The organism is Vibrio sp. V15_P4S5T153, assembly GCF_963874485.1.
Classification (GTDB): domain Bacteria; phylum Pseudomonadota; class Gammaproteobacteria; order Enterobacterales; family Vibrionaceae; genus Vibrio; species Vibrio anguillarum.
In genome coordinates this window covers 12,083-34,837 of record NZ_CAWNHR010000023.1, presented here as the reverse complement: position 1 = coordinate 34,837, position 22,755 = coordinate 12,083, and the positions used below count along the sequence as shown (strand labels likewise).

25 protein-coding genes are annotated in these 22,755 nt (G+C 45.4%); 10 read left to right on the top strand and 15 right to left on the bottom strand.

Annotated elements, in window-relative coordinates; translation table 11 throughout:
• Positions 1-103 precede the first annotated feature (103 nt).
• Positions 104-2,527: a glycerol-3-phosphate 1-O-acyltransferase PlsB gene (gene plsB / locus AACT42_RS24325; protein ID WP_013855485.1), complete on the top strand. Its 2,424-nt coding sequence runs from the start codon at positions 104-106 to the stop codon at positions 2,525-2,527.
• A gap of 81 nt (positions 2,528-2,608) precedes the next feature.
• On the opposite strand, the gene ubiA is transcribed toward plsB, so the two are convergent.
• Positions 2,609-3,463, bottom strand: a complete 855-nt coding sequence (ubiA, locus tag AACT42_RS24320) for a 4-hydroxybenzoate octaprenyltransferase (RefSeq protein ID WP_094134170.1) — start codon at positions 3,461-3,463, stop codon at positions 2,609-2,611.
• A complete protein-coding gene (locus AACT42_RS24315) occupies positions 3,460-4,014 on the bottom strand; it encodes a chorismate lyase (RefSeq protein ID WP_013855487.1) in 555 nt (184 codons plus the stop codon). The genes ubiA and AACT42_RS24315 overlap by 4 nt, the downstream gene beginning before the upstream one ends.
• A 236-nt stretch (positions 4,015-4,250) precedes the next feature.
• Between AACT42_RS24315 and AACT42_RS24310 the strand changes: the two genes are divergently transcribed.
• The gene (locus AACT42_RS24310) at positions 4,251-4,658 is read left to right on the top strand and encodes a flagellar basal body-associated protein FliL (protein ID WP_013855488.1); all 408 of its coding nucleotides are present in this window, start codon (positions 4,251-4,253) and stop codon (positions 4,656-4,658) included.
• A gap of 31 nt (positions 4,659-4,689) precedes the next feature.
• Here AACT42_RS24310 and glpG read toward each other — a convergent pair whose 3' ends face one another.
• The 6 genes from glpG to ftsY form a co-directional block, all read right to left on the bottom strand.
• Positions 4,690-5,523: a rhomboid family intramembrane serine protease GlpG gene (glpG, locus tag AACT42_RS24305; protein WP_094134171.1), complete on the bottom strand. Its 834-nt coding sequence runs from the start codon at positions 5,521-5,523 to the stop codon at positions 4,690-4,692.
• Between the two features lie 8 nt (positions 5,524-5,531).
• Entirely contained in the window at positions 5,532-5,852 is a 321-nt protein-coding gene (gene glpE, locus AACT42_RS24300; RefSeq protein ID WP_010316900.1) for a thiosulfate sulfurtransferase GlpE, read from the bottom strand.
• Between the two features lie 395 nt (positions 5,853-6,247).
• Positions 6,248-7,105 carry an RNA polymerase sigma factor RpoH gene (gene rpoH, locus AACT42_RS24295; protein ID WP_013855491.1) on the bottom strand — a complete coding sequence of 286 codons (858 nt, stop codon included), beginning with the start codon at positions 7,103-7,105 and terminating at the stop codon, positions 6,248-6,250.
• A 175-nt stretch (positions 7,106-7,280) separates the two neighbouring features.
• The gene (gene ftsX, locus AACT42_RS24290) at positions 7,281-8,249 is read right to left on the bottom strand and encodes a permease-like cell division protein FtsX (RefSeq protein ID WP_013855492.1); all 969 of its coding nucleotides are present in this window, start codon (positions 8,247-8,249) and stop codon (positions 7,281-7,283) included.
• Positions 8,239-8,913, bottom strand: coding sequence for a cell division ATP-binding protein FtsE (ftsE, locus tag AACT42_RS24285; protein WP_010316903.1), 675 nt, complete (start codon positions 8,911-8,913; stop codon positions 8,239-8,241). The genes ftsX and ftsE overlap by 11 nt, the downstream gene beginning before the upstream one ends.
• Positions 8,914-8,975: 62 nt before the next feature.
• Positions 8,976-10,238, bottom strand: coding sequence for a signal recognition particle-docking protein FtsY (ftsY, locus tag AACT42_RS24280; protein ID WP_094182991.1), 1,263 nt, complete (start codon positions 10,236-10,238; stop codon positions 8,976-8,978).
• 206 nt (positions 10,239-10,444) lie between these two features.
• On the opposite strand from ftsY, the gene rsmD reads away from it, so the two are divergent.
• Positions 10,445-11,044 carry a 16S rRNA (guanine(966)-N(2))-methyltransferase RsmD gene (rsmD, locus tag AACT42_RS24275; RefSeq protein ID WP_026028810.1) on the top strand — a complete coding sequence of 200 codons (600 nt, stop codon included), beginning with the start codon at positions 10,445-10,447 and terminating at the stop codon, positions 11,042-11,044.
• A complete protein-coding gene (locus AACT42_RS24270; protein WP_088731368.1) occupies positions 11,041-11,307 on the top strand; it encodes a DUF1145 domain-containing protein in 267 nt (88 codons plus the stop codon). Before rsmD ends, AACT42_RS24270 begins: the two co-directional genes overlap by 4 nt.
• A gap of 75 nt (positions 11,308-11,382) precedes the next feature.
• Here AACT42_RS24270 and AACT42_RS24265 read toward each other — a convergent pair whose 3' ends face one another.
• The 3 genes from AACT42_RS24265 to AACT42_RS24255 form a co-directional block, all read right to left on the bottom strand.
• A complete protein-coding gene (locus AACT42_RS24265) occupies positions 11,383-11,970 on the bottom strand; it encodes a YhgN family NAAT transporter (RefSeq protein WP_017048588.1) in 588 nt (195 codons plus the stop codon).
• A 100-nt stretch (positions 11,971-12,070) separates the two neighbouring features.
• Positions 12,071-12,694, bottom strand: coding sequence for a lysoplasmalogenase (locus AACT42_RS24260; protein ID WP_013855503.1), 624 nt, complete (start codon positions 12,692-12,694; stop codon positions 12,071-12,073).
• A 918-nt stretch (positions 12,695-13,612) separates the two neighbouring features.
• Positions 13,613-13,987: a hypothetical protein gene (locus tag AACT42_RS24255; protein WP_026027131.1), complete on the bottom strand. Its 375-nt coding sequence runs from the start codon at positions 13,985-13,987 to the stop codon at positions 13,613-13,615.
• A 220-nt stretch (positions 13,988-14,207) separates the two neighbouring features.
• On the opposite strand from AACT42_RS24255, the gene AACT42_RS24250 reads away from it, so the two are divergent.
• Positions 14,208-14,537 carry a DUF2500 domain-containing protein gene (locus tag AACT42_RS24250; protein ID WP_017044543.1) on the top strand — a complete coding sequence of 110 codons (330 nt, stop codon included), beginning with the start codon at positions 14,208-14,210 and terminating at the stop codon, positions 14,535-14,537.
• Here the strand turns inward: AACT42_RS24250 and AACT42_RS24245 are convergent.
• Complete coding sequence (locus AACT42_RS24245; RefSeq protein ID WP_013855506.1) at positions 14,534-15,547, bottom strand: acyltransferase; 1,014 nt, start codon at positions 15,545-15,547, stop codon at positions 14,534-14,536. The genes AACT42_RS24250 and AACT42_RS24245 overlap by 4 nt on opposite strands.
• 220 nt (positions 15,548-15,767) lie before the next feature.
• Here AACT42_RS24245 and AACT42_RS24240 point away from each other — a divergent pair, with 220 nt between their 5' ends.
• The gene (locus AACT42_RS24240; RefSeq protein ID WP_013855507.1) at positions 15,768-16,238 is read left to right on the top strand and encodes a Dps family protein; all 471 of its coding nucleotides are present in this window, start codon (positions 15,768-15,770) and stop codon (positions 16,236-16,238) included.
• A gap of 63 nt (positions 16,239-16,301) precedes the next feature.
• On the opposite strand, the gene AACT42_RS24235 is transcribed toward AACT42_RS24240, so the two are convergent.
• Together AACT42_RS24235 and rhtB are read right to left on the bottom strand one after the other, a co-directional pair.
• On the bottom strand, positions 16,302-17,528 hold the full coding sequence (locus tag AACT42_RS24235) for an EAL and HDOD domain-containing protein (RefSeq protein WP_094132038.1): 1,227 nt from the start codon (positions 17,526-17,528) through the stop codon (positions 16,302-16,304).
• A 36-nt stretch (positions 17,529-17,564) separates the two neighbouring features.
• Complete coding sequence (gene rhtB / locus AACT42_RS24230; RefSeq protein WP_088728532.1) at positions 17,565-18,182, bottom strand: homoserine/homoserine lactone efflux protein; 618 nt, start codon at positions 18,180-18,182, stop codon at positions 17,565-17,567.
• Positions 18,183-18,256: 74 nt separating this feature from the next.
• Between rhtB and AACT42_RS24225 the strand changes: the two genes are divergently transcribed.
• The 4 genes from AACT42_RS24225 (at position 18,257) to AACT42_RS24210 (ending at position 22,056) form a co-directional block, all read left to right on the top strand.
• Complete coding sequence (locus tag AACT42_RS24225) at positions 18,257-19,255, top strand: alpha/beta fold hydrolase (protein WP_026028809.1); 999 nt, start codon at positions 18,257-18,259, stop codon at positions 19,253-19,255.
• A gap of 150 nt (positions 19,256-19,405) precedes the next feature.
• Positions 19,406-20,233 (top strand): Cof-type HAD-IIB family hydrolase, encoded by an 828-nt coding sequence (locus tag AACT42_RS24220; protein ID WP_013855511.1) that lies wholly within the window; start codon positions 19,406-19,408, stop codon positions 20,231-20,233.
• Between the two features lie 188 nt (positions 20,234-20,421).
• Complete coding sequence (locus AACT42_RS24215; protein ID WP_094132037.1) at positions 20,422-21,450, top strand: COG3650 family protein; 1,029 nt, start codon at positions 20,422-20,424, stop codon at positions 21,448-21,450.
• Entirely contained in the window at positions 21,451-22,056 is a 606-nt protein-coding gene (locus tag AACT42_RS24210) for a tRNA-uridine aminocarboxypropyltransferase (protein ID WP_019281801.1), read from the top strand.
• Here AACT42_RS24210 and yigB read toward each other — a convergent pair.
• Positions 22,042-22,755: a 5-amino-6-(5-phospho-D-ribitylamino)uracil phosphatase YigB gene (yigB, locus tag AACT42_RS24205; protein WP_064624083.1), complete on the bottom strand. Its 714-nt coding sequence runs from the start codon at positions 22,753-22,755 to the stop codon at positions 22,042-22,044. The genes AACT42_RS24210 and yigB overlap by 15 nt on opposite strands.

Genomic DNA, 22,755 nt, shown 5'->3' with positions numbered 1-22,755 from the left:
ATAGCTAGCCGCTTCGGCGCATATCGATTTCTCTGAGTATCAACTCACAGGGAAATGGACATGCGCTTAAGCATATTGAAATATTCTTGAGGCGACGACCTTTATGTCTTCTGGACACTCATTATCTCGTTCACTACTAAAATTACCTTTGTCTGCGTTGGTCAAAGGCACGGCGATCCCTTCTAATCCAATAGAAGACCACGGCATTGATATTCACAAGCCGATTGTTTACGCCTTACCTTTTCGCTCAAGTGTTGATTTGCTCACCTTGCAAACTCACGCCAAAGAACTGGGTTTACCTGACCCGCTGCAACCACTTGAGCTAAACGGCAAAAGTTTTGCCCGTTATGTTTTCATCTCGGCGCGCCCAACCTTGATGCGCAATGATCAGCACGTTCCTAGTGACTCTATCGCTCTTTTTTCTGAACTGCTTGAGCTACATAAGTTTGATACGGAATTGGACGTTCAAATGATCCCAGCGACGGTGCTTTGGGGACGTAAACCAGGTAAAGAGGGGCAAGAGAAACCCTATCTCCAAGCCTTAAATGGCCCACAAAAAGCACTCGCGGTAATTTTTGCTGGACGCGATTGCATGGTGCGCTTTAGCCCCGTCGTTTCACTGCGCTATATGGCTGATTCACACGGCACCGACGAATCTATCGCGCATAAATTGGCACGAGTGGCTCGTATTCATTTCTCTCGCCAAAAGCTGGCAGCTTCTGGGCCAAATTTGCCCAATCGCCAAGCGCTGTTTAACCGCCTAATTAAATCACAAGCGATTGAAAAAGCGATTGAAGATCAAGCGAAAGCCAACAATATCTCCCTCGAAAAAGCGCGCAAAGAAGCGCATGACATCATGGATGAGATTGCCGCTGATTTCTCTTACTCCTTAATCAAGAAAGGAGAACGCATACTGGGCTGGTTATGGAACCGCATTTACCAAGGGCTTAATATAAATAATGCCGCCACCGTACGTCGCCTTGCGCAAGATGGACACGAGATTGTCTATGTCCCTTGCCACCGCAGCCATATGGATTATCTCTTACTTTCTTATGTGCTGTATCGCGAAGGTATGGTGCCACCGCATATTGCTGCCGGAATCAACTTGAATTTTTTCCCAGCAGGGCCGATTTTTCGCCGTGGCGGCGCATTCTTCATTCGTCGCAGCTTTAAAGGTAATAAGCTCTATTCGACCATTTTCCGCGAATATCTGGCCGAGCTATTTGCCAAAGGCTATTCAGTTGAATATTTCAGCGAAGGTGGCCGTTCACGCACTGGCCGTTTACTGCCAGCGAAAACAGGCATGCTGGCGATGACCATCCAAGCCATGTTGCGCGGCCTTAACCGCCCGGTGACCCTCGTGCCGGTTTATATCGGTTATGAACACGTGATGGAAGTAAGCACTTACGCCAAAGAGCTACGCGGCAAAAGTAAAGAGAAAGAAAATGCGGGTTTAGTGCTGCGCACGATTCGCAAGCTGCGTAATTTTGGCCAAGGCTATGTCAATTTCGGCGAACCGATCCCGTTGAACCAATACCTTAACGAGCAAGTGCCAGAATGGACGCAAGATATTGACCCTATGGGCAGCACCAAGCCGCAGTGGATCAACCCTATTGTTAACCAACTGGCCACCAAGATGATGACGCACATTAACGATGCGGCGGCGGCCAATGCCTTAACTTTGTGTGCCACCGCATTACTTGCTTCACGCCAAAGCGCACTGGCTCGTGACAATTTGGTTAAGCAAATCGACTGCTATTTATCGCTACTAAATAACGTGCGCTACTCAGCAACCTGCACTGTGCCTAAAGCCAGTGCGGAAGAACTGGTTAACCACGCACAGTCACTCGACAAATTTGTAATTGAATCCGATACCATGGGTGAGATTATTTCTCTTGACCGCAATCAGTCGATTTTGATGACCTACTATCGCAATAACATCATTCATCTGTTTGCCATTCCCTCACTGATTGCGCAGATGTTGATCCGCCAGCAAACGCTATCACTAGAGCAGATAACCGCCAATGTGGCACTGATTTATCCCTTCTTAAAGCAGGAGCTGTTTTTAAGCTTTGCGCAAGATGAACTCGCAGATGTAGTCAACGCTTACGTTAACGAACTGCAACGTCAACAATTAGTGACGCTAGAAGAGGGTGTCGTGGCCATTAACCAAGCCAAAACACAAGTGTTGATGCTGCTCGGTCGTACCATTTCAGAAACCCTACAACGCTACGCGATTGCTCTCAATCTACTGGTTGCCAACCCTGAAGTGGGCAAATCTGATTTAGAGCAAAAAAGCCAAGAAATTGCACAACGTCTTGGCCGTTTGCATGGCATCAATGCCCCTGAGTTTTTTGATAAAGGGGTATTCTCCGCCATGTTTGTCACGCTCAAAGAGCAGGGCTATTTGGATGTTGATGGCAATTGCCATTTAGAACCAACCGTTCAACTAGCACGCCTACTTTACTCGATGCTCTATCCTGAAATTCGCTTAACCATTCAAGAAAGTCTCTGCCAAGCGAACTAATCGGTCGTAAGAAACAGTAAAGGCATCCCAATGGATGCCTTTACTTTATTCGTGAAGTACTTACAAAAACTAGTGAACTACTTACCAAAACGCAAAAAGCAGGCCCAACGTTAACACCATGCCAACGTAATTGTTATTGAGAAAAGCGTGGAAGCATAAATCACGATCACGATGACGAATTAAACGCTGCTGATAAACAAACAGAGCCGCTGCAGCCAATACTGACCAATAAAAACTCGCCCCTAACTGATAATAACCACCAAGTGCGATCATCAACGCCAGTACCAATAACTGTAAAATGCCGATGATGATTTTATCAAAACGACCAAATAAAATAGCGGTCGATTTTACTCCGATATTGATATCGTCATCGCGATCAACCATCGCATACTGCGTATCATACGCCACAGTCCACAACGCATTGATCAAAAATAGCCCCCACATCACTGCTGGCAATTCGTTGGCTTGCGCCGCCCATGCCATCGGAATAGACCAACTAAAGGCCAGCCCTAATACCAACTGCGGAAGGTGTGTATAACGTTTCATGAACGGATAAACAAACGCTAATGCGATACCAACAAAGGAGAGCTGAACCGTGAGTGGATTCATGGTCAAAACCAGCAGGAAAGAAGTGATACCTAGCGTTAAAAACAGTGCAATCGCCTCTTTGGTTGTCACACGCCCGGCAGGCAAAGGCCGCTGTTTGGTTCGTTTAACATGTCCATCGACTCTGCGATCGGCAAAATCGTTGATCACGCAACCCGCTGAGCGCATCAACAACACCCCCAACACGAATACCAATAATACTTTAGGATCGGGGAAACCTTGCGCGGCTAAAATCAATGCCCATAAGGTTGGCCACAACAATAGCAAAGAACCAATTGGCCGGTCCATGCGCATCAGTTGCCAATAAGCACGCGCCTTAACCAAAGTCATGACACTCTCTCCTTAGAGTAAATCGGTGAAAAGGGTAAAAACAGCTCCGCAACTAACATCGGTTTATTATTCATCCATAATCGTGAACGGCGTGCAAGCAACGGCCCCTCTTCCATCATTGCCCAGCCCACTTGTAGTGCGTCACGCTTAACGTGCTCAGCACGAAAAACCGTTAACCCAAGCGGGATATCACCTTGACGCGCTAAGTCATATTGCTGACCCAGCATCGAAGATTGAGGAATTAAAGTACGGCCTAAAACCCATGGCTGTTGATCACCACGCAGCACAACCTGACGTAACAAACAGGCTTCATCAGATAACAGAGCCATCTCATCGCCCTGTAATTTTTCTGCCTCAACGAGCTTATTGTGCAGTAGTTCAACGCTCAGTTGCTGACACTGCGCCTCTAACACGCGAGATAATGATCCTTGCTCTAAAAGCCAAGACTGAGAAACCTGATCAGGAAAAGAAAAAACGTCAGGTTGTTGCCAAATTACTTCTCGCAAAGCAGACAGATAGAGCGAAATTGATTGATTCATACTAGTATTCAATTAGTGGCTTTATCAACATACAATAAAGGTCCATTTTTGGTTAACACAACCATAAAAAGCGCTCACTCACAGAATCCCTCGGTTGGAGGTTAGAAACCCGCTTGTAAAAACGGGAAGCGACAACTGCGGTATATTCCAAACAACGAGATAAGCATTTTGATTACAATCCGATGCTCTATTGTAACAAGACTCAAGCGATTCGAGTATCGTGAACCAACTAAAGAAAAGATAGAAATATGCTTAAACGTTATGTAGCCCAAATAATTATCGCCCTAAGCTTGTTTTGTGCGTTACCAAGTTATGCACAAGATGAAAAAGCGCCTAGGCTGGCGTACTTTACCTTAGAGCCGGATCTCACCACCAACTTTTTCACCAAAGGAAATAAGTTAGGTTACATCCAAGTTCGTATCGACGTGATGGTATCCAGCGACGCCGATTTACCCGCCGTTGAACGGCATCAACCACTGATTCGTGATGCCATCGTCGAGCTACTCGGTAAACAGACCGAAGAGACGATAAAATCACTCGCAGGTCGGGAAGATTTAAGAAAAACGTTGGTCACAGAGCTCAACGCGGTGTTACTGCCTGAAATAGGCCGAACCATTATTGCTGACCTACTGTTTACTAAATACATCTATCAATAGAGCAGCGATTGCCGCTCTATTGATGTTTTGCTTAACGAGTTCGATGACGGCTGGCGTCATTTAATCCAAAGGCGATTCCTGCAAATAGACCCGCTAAATGCGCGCTGTTGGCAATCGCCATAAAGGGTTGTACAAACCCGAGCACCAACCACACCAGCATAAAACCGATCACGGGTTTGGGCATTTGCAAGCCAAGATGAGGGGCTTTCCAACTAAGCATCCATAGATAACCGACCAACGCATAGACCACACCCGATAAACCACCAAAATTGGCTCCTTCAACCCAGTACTGAGCCGCACCGGACAACAGTGCTGACACTAAAAATAGCTGTCCAAGTTTGAATGAGCCAAGCCGTTTTTCAACATCGCCCCCCAACTGCCACCACCATAACAAGTTAAAGACGATGTGCAGCACAGAGAAATGAAGTAAAGCATGACTAAACCAGCGCCAAATCTGCCATTGCTGCCCAGCCAAAGCAGGAAAATGTAATGCAGAAAATACTTGATTGGCTAGCCCAAACTGCTGCAATGCAAAGATAATGGCGCATACCATCATCACGCCCAGTGTTAAAGGCCCAGCTTTGGCTTTGAGCATCGCCAACATGCTCGGTGAACGATATTGAAAGTGACTTTTACGGCTTTCGGCCACATCCCATGAAGCGGCTTGATACTTTCTATCATTTGGATTGTGCAGAAAATGGTTGAGTTCCGCTTCGGCTTCAATCTGATGTTGCTCATCAAGTAACCATAACGCAAATTGACCACTCCCTTCCGGCATCATTTGAATCTCAATTTCACGAGAGGCCATGTAATCAATAAAGGCTTGCGCCATTCTTGGGTTATTGAGCGTGATCAGTCTTAACATAAGTCATCCTAATTGCTGGTTACGGGCAAGCCTGCACGATGCCAAGCTTCGAATCCACCATCCACACTATACACCTGTTCAAAACCTTGGTTAATTAGATACTGTGCAGCACCTTGGCTGCTAATACCGTGATAACACATCACTAAAATGGGTTGGTCAAATTCGCTTTTTTCCATAAATGAAACCATGCTGTCGTTGGTTAAGTGGAATGCGCCATTTGCATGTGCAACCGCAAAAGATTGCGCATCACGAATATCCACTAATTGCGCATCATGTTGTTCCATTAAAGCTTGTGCTGCTTGAGCATTGATATGTTGAAACTGATCCATCGCTTCCTCTGATTGGTTTTATTTTTAGCGTTTGATTGTAACCTATCCCAAGGCAATCAAGTACACGGCCTTTATAAGGTTATCCACCACTGATCACTTTTTCGCCGTTTGTGGATAATCTTGTGGATTGCGTTGATAAAGTAGTAAATGAGAAATAGATCCACAACATGTAGTGATGATCCTTACTTTTCTGTGTGTAACACAATACATATCCCCAAATATAAAACGGTGTTCAAGCCTTGATTTAACCGACTTGATGACAGCTCACGAATAATTTTGTCACAGAGTTATCCACAATAAGCGCGCTGAAAATTTGATCACTTAAAGTGATCCAAAATAAAAAAACCGAGATCGTAAGATCTCGGTTTTTAATGCGCTTCACAATGAGTCAGTGATTAGAACTCGCCGACAGCATCCTTTAGCTTCTTCATTGCATTTTTTTCTAGCTGACGAATACGCTCAGCTGAGACACCATACTCTTCCGCTAACTCTTGTAGCGTAGCTTTTTGATCATCCAACCAACGAGAGCGCACAATATGTTTACTGCGTTCATCTAAGCTAGCCAACGCCAGACTTAAACGATTGTTGGTGTGATGTTCCCAATTCGCCGCTTCAATGTTATCCGCAAGATCCGAATGCTTATCTTCGAGATAAAGCACAGGTGCCGTGTAAGAAGAGCTCGAATCATCGTCTTCCGCCGACATTTCAAAGGTGGCATCTTGCGCGGCTAAGCGTGATTCCATTTCTCGCACTTCAGCCGGGTCAACGCCCAACTCACGGGCAACCGCTTCCACTTCACCGCTATTAAACCAGCCTAAACGCTTTTTCGATTTGCGTAGGTTGAAGAATAGCTTACGTTGCGCTTTCGTGGTCGCTATTTTTACAATGCGCCAGTTGCGTAACACGTATTCGTGAATTTCAGCTTTGATCCAGTGCACAGCAAAGGAAACCAGTCTCACCCCAACTTCTGGGTTGAAACGCTTCACCGCTTTCATTAAGCCAATATTGCCTTCCTGAACTAAATCCGCCATGGGCAGGCCATAACCAGAATAGCCACGAGCAACGTGAACAACGAATCGAAGGTGCGATAAGATCAACCCTTTCGCCGCTTCAATTTCACCTTTGTAATGTAATCGCTCTGCGAGTGACCGCTCTTCTTCCGCGCTCAGCATTGGGTAGCTGTTCACTGAACGAATGTAGCTGTCTAAGCTGTCTTGTGAAACGAGAGCCATTTGATACGTTTGGTTTGTCATTCAATTCCTCATCAATTTCTGATCTGGAGTAATGGATGTTTTTAACCCGACAATCTTGAACCTAAAATGAACAAGATTCAAGCAAGGGGAAACTATTATGCATAAACAAGTCGCCTATACAAGTGCTGTGGCTAAAGCTAGCCAACAGTTATTGCCTACATATGACAATATTCAACTAAACTGGTTCAATTTCTTTTAAATGACGCTGCGCAGATACTTTTGCCGCTACACATCCTAAGAAAGTACCGAGCATCAACAGCAGTAAGGATTCATCCCAACTTAGGCCAATAAGACGAAAACGGCTGTCATACAGTAGGGCAAGATCTTCAACGGCACCGTTCAATAAAATAGTCACAAAAGCGGTTAACAGCCAAGCGGCGAATGCGCCCAACAAGCCAAACCACATGCCAGCATAGAGATAAGGGCGCAAAATGTAGCGATCGGTGGCACCGATCAATTTCATGGTTTGGATCTCTTCTTTATTGGCTTGTACGTTAAAGCGCAAGGTGTTGCCCACAATCAGAAATACAGCGCCCAACATCAATACCGATAAACTCGCGACAATGATCGCCGCTAAAGTTCGAATGGCGTTTAACCTAGCAAGCCAATCTTCATCCAAGCGTACATCCGTGACGTCTTGTTCTGCTTGTATTTTTTTCGCCAGCGCTTTGATTTGCTCTTGCTGCTCAACCTGCGGGGTAACAATAAGCACGCCAGGTAAAGCGTAATCATCCAATAAACTAATGGCTTGTTCAAACCCGGCGTATTGACTCAGGTCATCCAATCCTTGCTGCGGTGAGATGTACTCCACGCTGGCGACATCGGCCAAACTTTCTAACTCATCTTTCAACACCATAATTCGTGCTTCAGGTGTGCGCTCATGTAGATAGACACTGATTTGAGCAGGGCTGGTGACATTATTGGCTACAGACGCGATATTTTTGCTCAGCAGGTACATACAGGCTGGCATCGCAAGCGCCATCGAAATAACGGCGAGCGTTAAAATATTGCCGAGTGGGCGTGACCATAAACTTGAAAATGAGGCCTTGGCCTGCTTAAAGTGGATGGCTAAGAAACTATCGGTTTTGGCCCGTTTCGGTTCACGTGCTTTCGCGTTCCTTTTATTCGACGACTTAACGGCCATAGTCTTCTACCTCGCTTAAAAAACCTTGGTTAAGTTCTAAATGACGATATTGAGGACGCGTGTTGACTAAGCTGATGTCGTGCGTCGCAAGCAAAATAGAGACTCCGGCACGGTTAAACTCTTCAAACAGTTTAAGCACACGGTTAGAAAGCTCTGGGTCTAAGTTACCCGTAGGCTCATCGGCCAGCAGTAAGGTAGGTCGGTTCACGACCGCTCTTGCGATACCCACTCGTTGCTGCTCACCCCCAGAAAGTTGGCTCGGTAAACAGCGTGCTTTGTCTAATAGATCAGTTTTATCCAGCGCGGCTGAGACGCGACGCTTAATTTCATTTTCTGAAATCGATTCAATGCGCATTGGCAATGCCACATTGTCGTAAACCGTTCTGTCCATCAGTAAGCGATGATCTTGAAACACGATGCCGATGTTGCGGCGTAAAAAGGGAATATCTTGATTGGGAATACGCGTAATATCGTGACCGTTAAAGCTGATGCGCCCATCGGTTGGACGCTCAATCGCACAGATTAACTTCAACAAGGTGCTTTTACCGGCTCCGGAGTGCCCACCCAAAAACGCCATTTCTCCTCGGCGTAGGTGAAAGTCGACCTTTTGCAGCGCCTGACGGCCTCCGCGATACGCTTTGCTGACTTGTTGAAACTTAATCACTCGCTATTCCTCTCACCAGTCTCCATTGGATGATGAGGTGCTCATTGAGCACCCACGCACACTTACTCTTCGCGGCTAAACAGAGCTTCAATAAATTGCTGCGTTTCAAACGGACGTAAATCGTCAATCCCTTCGCCAACCCCAATAAAGCGGATCGGAATTTCAAACTGATCGGCCAGCGCAAAAATAACGCCGCCTTTCGCCGTGCCATCCAACTTGGTTAAGGTGATCCCAGTCACCGGGGCCACTTCACTAAAGAGTTTGGCTTGGCTGATGGCGTTTTGCCCAGTAGCGGCATCTAACGTCAGCATCACTTCATGCGGCGCTGATTGATCAATTTTTTTCATGACGCGCACAATTTTACGCAACTCTTCCATGAGGTTGCTCTTGTTTTGCAAGCGACCAGCGGTATCGGCAATCACCACATCCACGCCACGTGCTTTGGCGGCCTCAATCGCATCATAAATCACTGATGCGCTGTCTGCGCCAGTGTGCTGTGCAATTACTGGTACGTTGTTACGCTCGCCCCACACTTGCAACTGCTCAACAGCCGCAGCACGAAAAGTATCGCCCGCCGCTAAGATCACTTTTTTACCTTGAGCTTGAAACTGTTTGGCCAACTTACCTATCGTGGTCGTTTTGCCTACACCGTTGACGCCGACCATTAAAATAACGTAGGGCGTTTTTTGGCTATCGATCACTAACGGTTGCTCTACTTTGGCCAAAATATCGGCCATTTCGTCTTTCAGTAAACCGTAGAGTGCCTCTCCATCTTTCAACGCGTGGCGAGAGGCTTTTTCTGTTAGATTACTGATGATTTTGAGTGTGGTTTCCATCCCAACATCGGCAATCAGCAGTTGCTCTTCCAGCTCTTCAAACAGCTCATCATCAATTTTCTTGCCTTTAAACAGACCAAAGAAACCCGCACCAATATTGGCTTTGGTTCGGCTAAGGCTGCGTTTTAAGCGTGCGAAAAAACTCTCGCTGGGTTTTTCTTGCTCTTGAATTCGTGCTTCTGCTTCTGCTTCTGCTTCTGCTTCTGCTTCTGCTTCTGCTTCTGCTTCTGCTTCTGCTTCTGCTTCTGCTTCTGCTTCTGCTTCTGCTTCTGCTTCTGCTTCTGCTTCTGCTTCTGCTTCTGCTAGCGCAGTGTGTGGCTCTTCGATGGGTTGAGCAACTGCCGTCGTTTCTTGTTCTTGCTCAGCATCAACTGGTTCGACAAGCGTAGATGGCTCAAGCACTTGTTCTGTTTCGCTGGTTGATTTACTTGATTCTTCGTCACCAAAACCGAGCCAAGAGAGTAATCCACGTTTCTTTTTTTCCGTCATCTGGGGATATCCTAGATCTACCTAACTAACTACGACCCTTTTCTTGAAGGATTATCCCTCGTAAGAAAAAGAAAAATGACAAAGCAGTGAAAACTTTCCAATTAGATTGGTAAACTTTGTCATTATTGAAATTCAATGGCTATACCAAACCCGTTTCGGGTTGGCAGATTGGGTATAGTATCACTTTATTAGCGGTCAAAAAATCTATGGTAAGACGTCGCCAACAAAACTCATCACAAAATAAGCCTTCAACGGGCTTTGTTCGCATTATTAGTGGCTTATGGAGAGGTCGTAAACTGCCTGTTCATGATGCCCAAGGTCTGCGTCCCACGACGGATCGCGTCAAAGAAACTCTTTTTAACTGGTTAGCACAGGAGATCCCTGGTGCACACTGCTTAGATTTATTTGCAGGCTCTGGCAGCCTTGGGTTTGAAGCCGCCTCAAGGCAAGCACAATCCGTGACGCTGATTGAACTCAACCCGACGGCATTCAAACAGCTTGAACATAATATTGGTGCGCTCAACGCGACCAACTTACGAGCGATAAATAGTGATGCGCTGGCCTTTCTCAAGCAGCAAGGGACGCCTCACCACGTAGTGTTCATCGACCCGCCTTTTCGCCAAGGCTTATTAAGCGAAGCCGTCTCGCTTTTAGAACAAAATGGCTGGCTTGCCGATGAAGCGCTAATTTATATTGAGACGGAAAAAGAATTGGCGCTAGAAGGCATCCCTGCTAATTGGCATCTACACCGTGAGAAAAACGCAGGCCAAGTCAGTTATCGACTATTTGAGAGGAGCTCGGAATGAGAGTGTTACTGGTACTTGCAAAAGCGGCGATTGCTTTTGTTTGGTTGATTCTATTACTGAATATCTTCATGCCGTTCCCCGGTAAAGCGGCGATTGCACTTTATATTATGACGGCATTTTTGTTCATTATGCACGGACTACAAATGCTGATTTTTATCGGTGCGTTTGGTGACAAGATCAGCATGAGCCGTTGGGAAAAATGGTCGATTCTGGTATTTGGAGTCTTCGCGCTGCTCGATATCCGCCGCAAACACATGATGTAAGTTAACGGTATAAAGAAAGCAACATAGGAAAAGCCGCTTCAAGTTCACACGATAGGTGGCTTTTTTATCCCCGAATCACAGCCCCATATAGCTTTTTACGCCATTTAAGAACATTTGCGTTGAGATCATAACTAGCAATAATCCCATCAAACGCTCGACCGCTTTTAAACCACGTTCACCCAGCACTTTGTGGAAGAAACCGTAGAACATCAAAATGATGAAAGTAGCGCCCCACGCGAGCAGTACAGAGGCTGACAGCTCAAGGAGTTTGTCAGGGTGCTGAGTCGAAAGAAGCAGTAAGGCCGCAATCACTGAAGGACCCGCGATCATCGGAATTGCCATCGGTACGATGAAGGGCTCTTCCCCCGCCGCTAATCCAGTAATGCTACCCGCACTAGGGAAAATCATTTTAATCGAGATGATGAAGAGAATGATACCGCCAGAAATGCTGAGAGTTTCCGGTTGCACGTGCAAAAAACCCATGATGTTTTTGCCAGCAAACAAGAACAGCATCAAAATGATCAACGCAAAACAAAGTTCGCGCACAAGCACAACACGGCGACGTTTGGGATCAAGGTGTTTTAAGATGGAGAGCATGACCGGCAGGTTGCCAAGCGGGTCCATGATCAAAAAAAGCATGGTCGCCGCCGATAAAATATCCATCTCTCACTACTCACATCGATTTAAAGTGGCCGCAGTATATCAGCCCAATCATGAGATTTCGATGCTCCTGAAAATAACGATGTTTATGAAGCGATAATGTTTACAAGGCCACCGAGGCGGAGATTAACGCTTGCGCTAATAAATAGCTGCCAGAAATAAGATAGCGCCCACAAGGCAATGGCCTGCGGTAATCGTGAATGGCTAACAAACTGGCCGAGAGCATCAGCACCAGACAGCCAACAAACCCGGCAAAGGCAGGCACTGTTTGCGTCTGCAGCCACAACTCTCCCGCCGCCCACGCCAACTGAACTAACATCATACCCATAATGGTTACGGGAAAGATCAAGGTGTCAATTTGCGGCAGCAATAGGAAAAAAGCCACAATACTGGTCGCAATCAAAAGGGCAGGTAGCCACCACACCATAGTGTCAGAAAGTTGCGCCCAGAAGGCTTTACTGTACATCAACTGTGCGACAAGAAAGCTAGCAAAACAGAGTTTTGAGTAGCGTTGCAACAGATGCAATGTGTCCGCGATTGCGGAAATAAGCAGACCGAGCGTGACCCATAAGATAGGAGAAGTGAGCTGCGTGGTATGGTTTAGAACTATCGCCACCAATAACAGCATACTGAGTGTTTTAAACATTACCGCTTGCTTGATTTTGTTACTTTCAACAGCCGAAATACTAATGAATCCAGACAAAGCAACGGAGAGCCAACTCCACATCTCATTTCCCCTTTAAAAATCTGCGGTCAGTGTAGGCATGTCATCATTGAAGTCCAGCAGATGAACGCAAAAATTGGATCTTGCTAGCGAATCAGAACGTTGGCTTTATTCAACAACAAAGAGTGGCGAAAACAATCAAAGCTCACTCTTTGCTCACCAACCCTCACTTTCAATCACCACAATGCTACCCAGAGACATTCCACTCATTTACAATACACAAACAAAGAAAAACCAACAAAAAACGACACTAAAACAGAAATTATTAAAATAAAAATAAAAATAAAAACAATGATTTAGGCAAAAAACCAAAAGAAAAACTAGAACTTAAAGCCTCTAATAAAAAAAAAGCAACAACTGACTTACTAACTAGCAAAAAAACTGGTTTAACCAATTTTATTTGCGAGAACATCTCATTATTAAATTAATTTTTCTCGAAAAATGAGAATTCACCAAACTCTGACAATGATAAGCCACCTAAGATAGTAAAACCAAAAAAAACCATACAAGCAACATCACATTAACCTAATAAAATTAAACAAATTCAACGAATTAAATAAATAAAGATTAAAACAGCACCAAGAAGAACATTATATAAACACACCAAAACAAGCACTAAACATTGCCAATATTCCCTGAATATGATGATGTTAAGGTGTTATTTTGGATACTTCATCAAATTGAGGTTGATCAACTAAACAAAGTAGTGCTATTCTCATATTCATAGAATGAAACCACAGAATAAAGGAGCAGTGTTATGATTTCTTCATCTCAAAAACAGGGACTTGTAATGATCGCGGTTATCGTAGGCCTAATGACACTGCCAATGATGTACTAAGTATCTAATTCCCAATAAAAAAAGAGGACACTTTCGTGTCCTCTTTTTTTATATAACGATTGAGTAAAACAACCTAATACCATTTATGGCATTGTGACGTGTTTCGATAGGGCTTCCCAATGAAGATAGTAAAAAAGAAGCGCCGCTAACGTGATTAAGGTCATTAATGAAATGGCTACGCGCCAAATAAAACGACCGCTGCGCGGAGTCAGCTCCTTCTCACATTCCTCACACACACGAAGAAATGCTTTGCGATCTTCTAACTGATAGTTATCTTCATGCACAACTTTGTTACGAATAGTGGCAATGAACCTCAGCTTGCCCACCACATCATGTGGTAAACGCTCTTCACAGCTGGTCACCAATTGATGTAACCCCTTCCCCTCAGCGTGATATTGCTCTCTCAACAAGCTTTCCAATCGACGCGTTCGCAACACTACCTTCTCAATATCTGACATTATCGCCCTCCTGTGCCAACTCTGGTGACGCTCCATCTATTTTTATCATACTTCCCCACGGAATAGTTGAGCATTTTTGCTCGCTAACCTGCCGAGGAAATGTGATATCCGCCGGAAAAAAAACCGTCAAACCAATCAAACTCACGCTTTAGTAGCAAGCAACACCCCTTTGCCATATGTTGCACGCTAAAATGTCGCCTTCATCGCTAAGGAGTTCACCATGCCGCTTTCATTACTTATCGTTGTCGCTTTGTTAGTTATCTCTGCTATTTGGGTATTTAGCTATTTCTATCGTCGCCATGTGCAAGGCGAAAACGCCCCCGAACGCACTGCTAATGTCACGATTATCGACAAGCAAGCCATCGTCATCCCTCATGCTCGCCCTGGGGAAGAGGATCAGGAGTTCTGGATTTACGTCCAAAAAGGCAAACTTGGCCCAAAGCGGGAATTTCAAGTCGGCGTGCATTATTACCATGCACTTAACCCAGGCGACCAAGGAATGCTGACTTATTGCGGACACAAGTTTCTACACTTTGCACTCAAGCGTTAAGGTAATAACCAACGTGTTTTTGCAGAGCGAGCAACCCATATACTCACCGCCAGTGATCCTGCGCCGCTTACGAGAATCCATAACGGGATCACCCATGCGGGATTCCCTTGATCCCACCCATACTCTTTTACAGGCCATAGAAAGATGGGATGTAATAAATAGATGCCTAAGCTGTGCTGGCTTATCACACTTACGACTTGCTTAGCACGAGCGGGCAATCTCTCAGCAAAATATCGACACACGATAAATATCATGCTGGCGGCTAAAACGACGTTCAGTGTTTTATAAGAGAGCCAGCGACCAATCGTATACTCACCCGCTGCGACACTGTGGCTAACCACCATCCATACCGTCGTCAATAGTGCCAGACAGCCAAGCAGAATCGCCATACATAGCGTTACCCGGTTGAGTGGCACCTTCTGATAGAGCAAGTAACCCAACGGTAAATAACCAGCAAACAGCCATAGCTCATTGCTCCAAGGGCCATCAATACCGCATAAAAATAAGGTGGTCGTCAGCAGCCACACGGCAACTAATGCGTACAGCGCTTTATCATCAACTCTTCGGACCAGCAGTTGTAAAAAAGGGATCACAAAATAGAGTGGGATAAAGTAATAAAAAAAACCTAAATGGTAATAGGTTGCGTGGTGCGTACTGTTACTCAGCACCGCCTTTGCAACTTGCCCATCAAATCCACTCGCACTCCAGCCGGACAAATAAGCATAGAAGAGCGACCAAACGATAAATGGCAGCAAAACTTTGCCAAGACGTCGCTGAACATAATAACGCGCATCAAAAGGGCGACGATCACTAAGCATTAAGGCTCCAGTGATCAATATAAAGACTGGCACAGCCCAACGGCTTACACTATTGATGCCAACCGCAACCACCCACTGCTCAAAAGGAATATCGCCGAGTTGCTGCCGATAGGGGGCCAACACATGAATACCGATCACCGCTACAGCCGCCAAACAGCGCAATAAATCAAAAAAAATAACTCGTTTGGTCATAGTGCCTATCCACAGTGTTTTAAGGTTTCTACTATAAAGTTGAAATAGTTGGCTATGTAATCCGCAAGTCAGTTATCGGTAAAGGATCACTAACGCCATTATAATTAATAGCTAATACCTATCGAATAAATCAATCAAAACGAATTTATTTTGTTCACTTCAAGGTGCAATCTAATGCTTAACAAGAGAAATCACTTATCCATGACAACGAGGTGAACACATGACAACAAATTTGATCGGTTTAGATACCAACCAAAGCCAACAACTTGCACAAGCGTTAAACCAATTATTGGCTAACTACCAAGTGTTTTATATGAATACTCGTGGTTACCATTGGAATATCAAAGGAAAAGAGTTCTTTGAACTGCATGCAAAATTTGAAGAGATTTACACTGACATACAGGTCAAAATTGATGAGTTAGCGGAACGAGTTTTGACTTTAGGTTATCAACCGTTGCATAGCTTCAGCGCCTATTTAGCAACAGCACAAGTGTCAGAACACACTAACGCAACTAATGGGCAAGAAACCATGCAAGGATTGGTTAAGGGATTCAGTGTATTGATCCACCAGCAACGAGAAATTCTTGAAATTGCAACGCAGGCGGGAGATGAAGGCACTTCAGCACTGATGAGTGACTACATCCGCGAACAAGAGAAACTGGTATGGATGCTGAATGCTTGGCTGCAATAAACCCTAAGTTTGGGCAAACCGCCGTCGCTCATGACGGCGGTTTTTATATTCGCACGAAATTTATTACAGCAAACGATGAATATCTTGACTCCAGCGCTGCGCCGCCGAAAGCTCATCACTGACTTGATTTAATTCAAGCCCTAGCAGATCACAATGGCTTTCCACTCCTTGCCAGTCCGCTTGCTCAAAACACTCCTCAAGTGCCAACAGCTCGCCAATGGGTCCTTCACGCTTTTGCAGTGCTAGTTTGACCACGTCACATAAGGGTAACTGCGCAACCAGCTCTTCAATTGAAATATCCAGTAAGGCATCTAACACAGAAAAAAGACCAATTAAAAAAGCTTGCTCGCGATGTTGACGAAATGAAGGATGCCCAGACATTAATTGGCAAAATTGAGCACGTTGCAAAGAGAGGTTATACAACTCTTTCGGCTTTTTAGCTGAGACAAATGAAGCAACGGCTAATGATACAAAGGTTTTGAGCTTGTCTTGACCAAGATAGACCAAAGCTTGACGAAAAGAGGAAATCGGTACGGATAAGCGATCAGACATAGTGTTGACGAATCTGAGCAACTTGTATGAGAGCGCTACATCTTGCGCGACAATGTATTCAATCCGTTCAAAATCAGCATTTGGCTTACAAACTTCTCGAAACAGCTCCAAGGCGATAATCTGCTCTGGTCCAACATAACGCTGCTTGATCATTTCTGGTTTACTAAAGAAATAACCTTGGAAAAAGCTAAAACCGGCATTACGTGTCACGGTGAACTGGTGATCCGTTTCAACTCGCTCCGCTAAATAGCGGCGCTTACTGCCTTCCGCTAAACGCTGACGTACAAACTCGCAAGCGTGATCTAAGCCCAGCGCCATAATATCGAGCTTGACGATGTGCACATAACTCAGAAAGCGTTCCCATTCTGGCGCATACACAAAGTCATCCAGCGCCACCAGATAGCCACGCCGATACAACTCTTTTATCGCCTCAAGCAGTTCATCCGTCGGCTCACAGGTTTCGAGCACTTCCACCACAATTTGTTCTCGCGGCAACGTTAAAGGCAGACGGCGAATTAAACTCTTGTAGGGAAAATTAATAAAACAACGTGATTTGGGAATATGGGGATTGATCCCCACCGCAAGAAAGTTTTCGACGATCAAGCGATACGTGGCTCGATTCGACTCAATGTGTGCTGGAAACGCGTTTTTTTCCCCATCACGAAAGAGCAATTCATAGCCAAGCGTATGCTGCTTGGCATTTAAGATCGGTTGTCGTGCGACATAAGAATAATGCATTAGTGATTAACAACTAATAATTGAGACATAGCCATCTTAGGACTTCGCCACTGCCAGTAGCGCTCCACAACCAATAAACATCGAGCCAAATACTCGGTTAATCTTACTCATGACACTCTCTGAACGAATAAAGCGCCCCATTCGTGCGGCTAAGGAGGTGTAACCAAGCATCACAATCGAATCAATGGTTACCGTGGTCACGCCTAACACCAACAATTGAATGAACTGATCTTGGGTTGGGTCAATAAATTGTGGAAAAAGCGCCACCAGAAAGACGATGGATTTAGGATTTGTCAGGTTTATCAACACCGCTCGACGCAATAAAGACCAACTCGTTTGCATTTGAGCCGTTGCATTGGCCATCATACTTGAACGATCGCGCCATTTTTGAACACCTAACCACACCAGATACGCAGCACCAACCCACTTAATCACACTAAATGCCGTGGCTGATTGTGCCACTAAGGCACCAATTCCGGCTCCCACCAACATGATGTGAAAAGCCAAACCCAATTGTAAACCCACAATCGCGGCTAGTGATTTACGTGTACCGTAGCTAAGGCCATTGCTGATGGAATTGACCGTACCTGAACCCGGCGCCAAACTAAACAGTATCGCGGTCACCACATAGGCAAGCCAAACATGAGTATCCATTGCAATTCCTCTCAACTAGACTAATCTAGCCTAAAAATGAACTATTCCTCGAATCTGTCCAATAAGAATAATCTATGAATCAGACGAGTCCAAACTCCCCACCTTATACTCAAGAGTCTTTCTTTGAGCAAGTGATCAATACCACGATTGCCGATTTCTGGCACTCCAGAGAAGAAGGTTTTATCAAATCTGCTGATAAAACAAAACTTTATTGGTGCAAACTTACCTCGCCTCAACACTCAAAGGCGATCTTCGTCGTCAACGGACGAATTGAATCTTGCTGGAAATATCAGGAGCTATTTTATGATTTTTTCCAACAAGGTTATGATATTTATTCTTTTGATCACCGTGGCCAAGGGCTTTCTGATCGATTAATCGACGATCCACAAATCGGCCATGTCGGTGAATTTGATGACTACATTTTAGACATGCAGCGTGTCATTGAGCACTTTGACTTAAGCCATTATGCACAACGTTTTCTCGTCGCCCACTCGATGGGCGGTGCCATTGCGACCCGGTATGTACAAACATACCCTCAACACCCATTTGCGGCTATGGTGCTCAGCGCGCCAATGTTTGGTGTCAACATGCCATGGCAATTACGTCCTATCGCCATGACACTGAGCCAAGTGCTGACGGCTATGTATAGCAAACCAACCTATGCGCCAGGCTATCAAGCCTATTCTGCAAAGCCTTTTGAGATTAACCCATTAAGTCAAAGTCAAGTGCGTTACCAATGGTTTCGAGACCTGTACCAACGCAAACCCGAATTGCAAGTCGGCGGCCCTAGCACGCGCTGGGTATGGCAAGGGCTCATGGCAGCGAAGCTGTGCCAACTGATGACTCGTCAAGTGAAGTTACCAACACTCATCTTGCAAGCAGGGCAGGATGAGATTGTCAGTAATGCGGATCAAATCCGCTTTGTCACTAAGCTGGCGAAAACCAATCCATCTAGCAAGCTGGTCATCATTGAAGGAGCAAAGCATGAGCTCTTTTTTGAAAAGGATTGCTATCGAAACCAAGCACTTGATGAGCTATTTAAGCAATTCCAATCTCTTGAGAACACGGTTTAATCACGATGTTAGAACTGAGCAAATAGAGGAAATTTCAATTGAGAGTTTTACCCTCTTTTTCCTCTTTAAGATGGCGTAAACTAAGCCACACCAAAGTTTCTCCACCATCTGCGATCTGCAAACCAAATCGACCATGATAATGAGGGTTTTATGACCACCGAATGTAAAGAGCACGCGATTCATATCGTGGCGTCCGATCTCGACGGTACACTACTTGCGCCAAACCACCAATTGAGCGAATTCACCAAGCAAACGTTACAAGCACTTCACCAAAAAGGCTTTACTTTCATCTTCGCTACCGGTCGCCATCACGTTGATGTGGCGGGTATTCGCCAGTTAGCGGGCATTCCAGCCTACATGATTACTTCCAATGGCGCGCGCGTTCACGATCAACATGACAACCTGATGTACAGTAAAAATGTACCGCAAGAATTGGTACAGCCAGTCATTGACGTGTTTAAGCAAAACCCTGATATTTTTGTTCACATCTATCAAGATGAATCGTGGTTATTGAATAAAGAAGATGAAACGCTGCGTGATTTCCACGAAGAATCCGGCTTTAGCTACCAAGTATTTGATGTCAATAACGCACCTACCGAGGGCGTCGCCAAAATATTCTTCACCCACCCAGCGCAAGATCATGAGTTATTAGCTCAGTTTGAAGAACGCTTAAACGATATTTTTGGCGACAAACTGAACGTCGCCTTCTCAACACCTTGGTGTTTGGAAGTGATGGCAGCAGAAGTGTCGAAAGGGGATGCGCTCAAAGCCGTTGCAGAATCATTAAACCTGACCCTAGATAACTGTATTGCGTTTGGCGATGGTATGAACGATGTGGAAATGCTGTCGATGGCTGGTAAAGGCTTGGTGATGGGCACATCGCATCAAAAAGTGTTCAATGCACTGCCGAATAACACAGTGATTGGTAGCAATGCAGAAGACGCCGTGGCTCACTATTTGCGTGAACATTTATTGTAACAGCAGCCTGCAGTAACGAGTGGTCACAAAAAACAGCGCCATTTGAGCGCTGTTTTTTTGTTCATAACGGCTTCACGATTTATCTCTGATTCTTGTCCGCGGGTTGTTAAATTCACACCATCAGTTCAATTTGCCAGCGCCTTTGTGCCATAATCTAGCCTCGTTGCATTGCCCAAAAAGAGTCTGCTATGAAAGTGCTTCACTGTTCCGCGCTGTTATTGACCACATTAATACTGCAAGCCTGTGCGACACACAACACATCACAGCCACCAGCCGTACCGATGGCGAGTTTGGATAAACCCAGTTCAATCAAAGCACAGTCCTTTATTATGCGTGGAGAAGTCGTGGTAGGTCATGAGGCGCAAACCTTTACACCTTGTGGTAGCAATCAACAATATTGGCTAGCACTGACGCCACAGCAGACTCAGCAAGCCTTGAGTTTGGCTCGCTCGCCTTATCAGCCTTTGTATGGCGAACTCATTGGTACTTTATCAGCGCCAAGCCGCACAGGCTTCGATGCCGATTCCAGCGCACGTTTCAACGTGACCAGCATCAATATGCTCAGTGCTGAAAATCCTAAACGCTGCAATCAACCACTCAAACCGACACGCGCTTTTGGCAACGAACCATCATGGTCCATCCACTTTGAAGGGAAAAACCTTAACTTTCAAACCATCAACGGTGAAACTCAAACATTCGCTATCACAAAAAGTCAGCTATCTGAAACTAAGCGTGAGTACCAAATGAATCAAGGTTCGCTGCTCCTCACACAAAAAATGTGCAGTGACGGGATGAGTGACTCGCTGTACGGCTGGAGTTCCACCTTGAAAGTCGGTGAGAAAAGCTATCAGGGGTGTGCCACCTTAGGTAATAGTGATGCGACGCTTCCATGGGTTGGGGCTTATCATGCTACTTCGACCCAAAATAGGGATTTCACGATTCGTTTGCAACTGAATGCGGATCATACCGCTAGCACTCATTATGACTACAACGATGGTCAGCCATCGACCGTTGAAAAGGGGTTTTGGCAACCATTAAACCTAAATCAGATCCAAGTTGTCATGACGCGCCACCAGCAACAATATCTGCTTTCTGAACGTCTCTTTACTCGCACTGGTTACCAACTGAAAGCAGAAAAAGAGAAGGTGGGCGATGTACTCTACCCTATCGCCAATGGCGGTTTAACGTTATTTTCTGAAAATATCGAGACACCATAAGTGACCAGACCGTGCCCTTGCCCAGTTTGCCATTTTAGCTATCAATGCCTCTGTTCACTGCAACCAACACTGGATAGCCAACTGCGCATTGCACTACTGATGCATGAAAATGAACCGCATCGAGCGACCAATACTGGCAAGCTGCTGCTGCGTAGCTTGCCCAATTCCTCTGTGTACATCTGGGACCGAGTCTCTACGGCGAAATCATTACAAAAGAGAATTCTAGATGAGAAGTTAAACGCTGTGGTTATTTTCCCTTCGACGCGCAGTCAATCGCTCACCGAATACCAATCTCTCTCAACGTCTGACACTCAAGAAATCGTGTTTATTATCCTAGATGGGACATGGCAAGAAGCCAAGAAGATACTCAATAAGAGCCCTTGGTTATCCGATTTACCGCAGCTACACCTCACCCCAAATCAAATCTCTCAGTATGGATTAAGGCGAAATCAAGATGCTGGTCATTTATGCACGTTAGAAGTGGGCGTTGAGCTGCTCAACTCTCTCGGAGAACCAAATAATGCGAGAGAGTTACGCGCGTTTTTTACTTACTATCTCAAGGCTTTTCAAGCGGATAAAAGCGGTCACACCCTAAAGCTGCAGTAATGAATCCAGTTGATGGATTTCAATATCAGGCAAAACTTTGGCCTTACGACTGGCGAGCAAGGTTTGGCCTTGATCGTTATACCAACAGGCTTGGAAACCATTGCTTTTTGCGCCTTGCACATCGGTTATCAGATGATCACCAACGTGTAAAATCGAGGCTGCAGGTAGCTGTAATGCAGCCTGCGCTTTGTCAAAAAGATCCGGATACGGCTTGGCCAAGCCATCGGGACCCGCTTTAAAAATTTGTTGAAAATAATGCCCCAAGCCAATTTTGTGCGGGTCAACATTGCCGTTGGTAATCGCCACTAACGGCATGCGCTTTGCCAGTTCGGTCATCACGCGGTGCGTCTTCTCTGGCACCGTGATTAAGTGACGTAACCGCAACACTTCTTCAATGGCATTCTGCGCAGCCTGTAAAGCAAGTTGCGGCGAATAGCCTAATTGAATTAAGCCTTGTTCTATCTGCTTAAATCGCCACTGAGTGACATCATGACCGAGCAGTGGCTCTTGCAGCGCCAGTTGCTGTTTAAGTTGCTGCCACCAACTTATCGGACGCGTCGCGGAAAGCGGATGATGAGTGTGCAGCCACACGACCATTTGCTGCTCAACATGACGGATCACTGGATGGTTGTCATACAGCGTGTCGTCCAAATCAAAGCTCATCGCTTTAATGGGGCCGATATTGCGATAAAAGTGCAT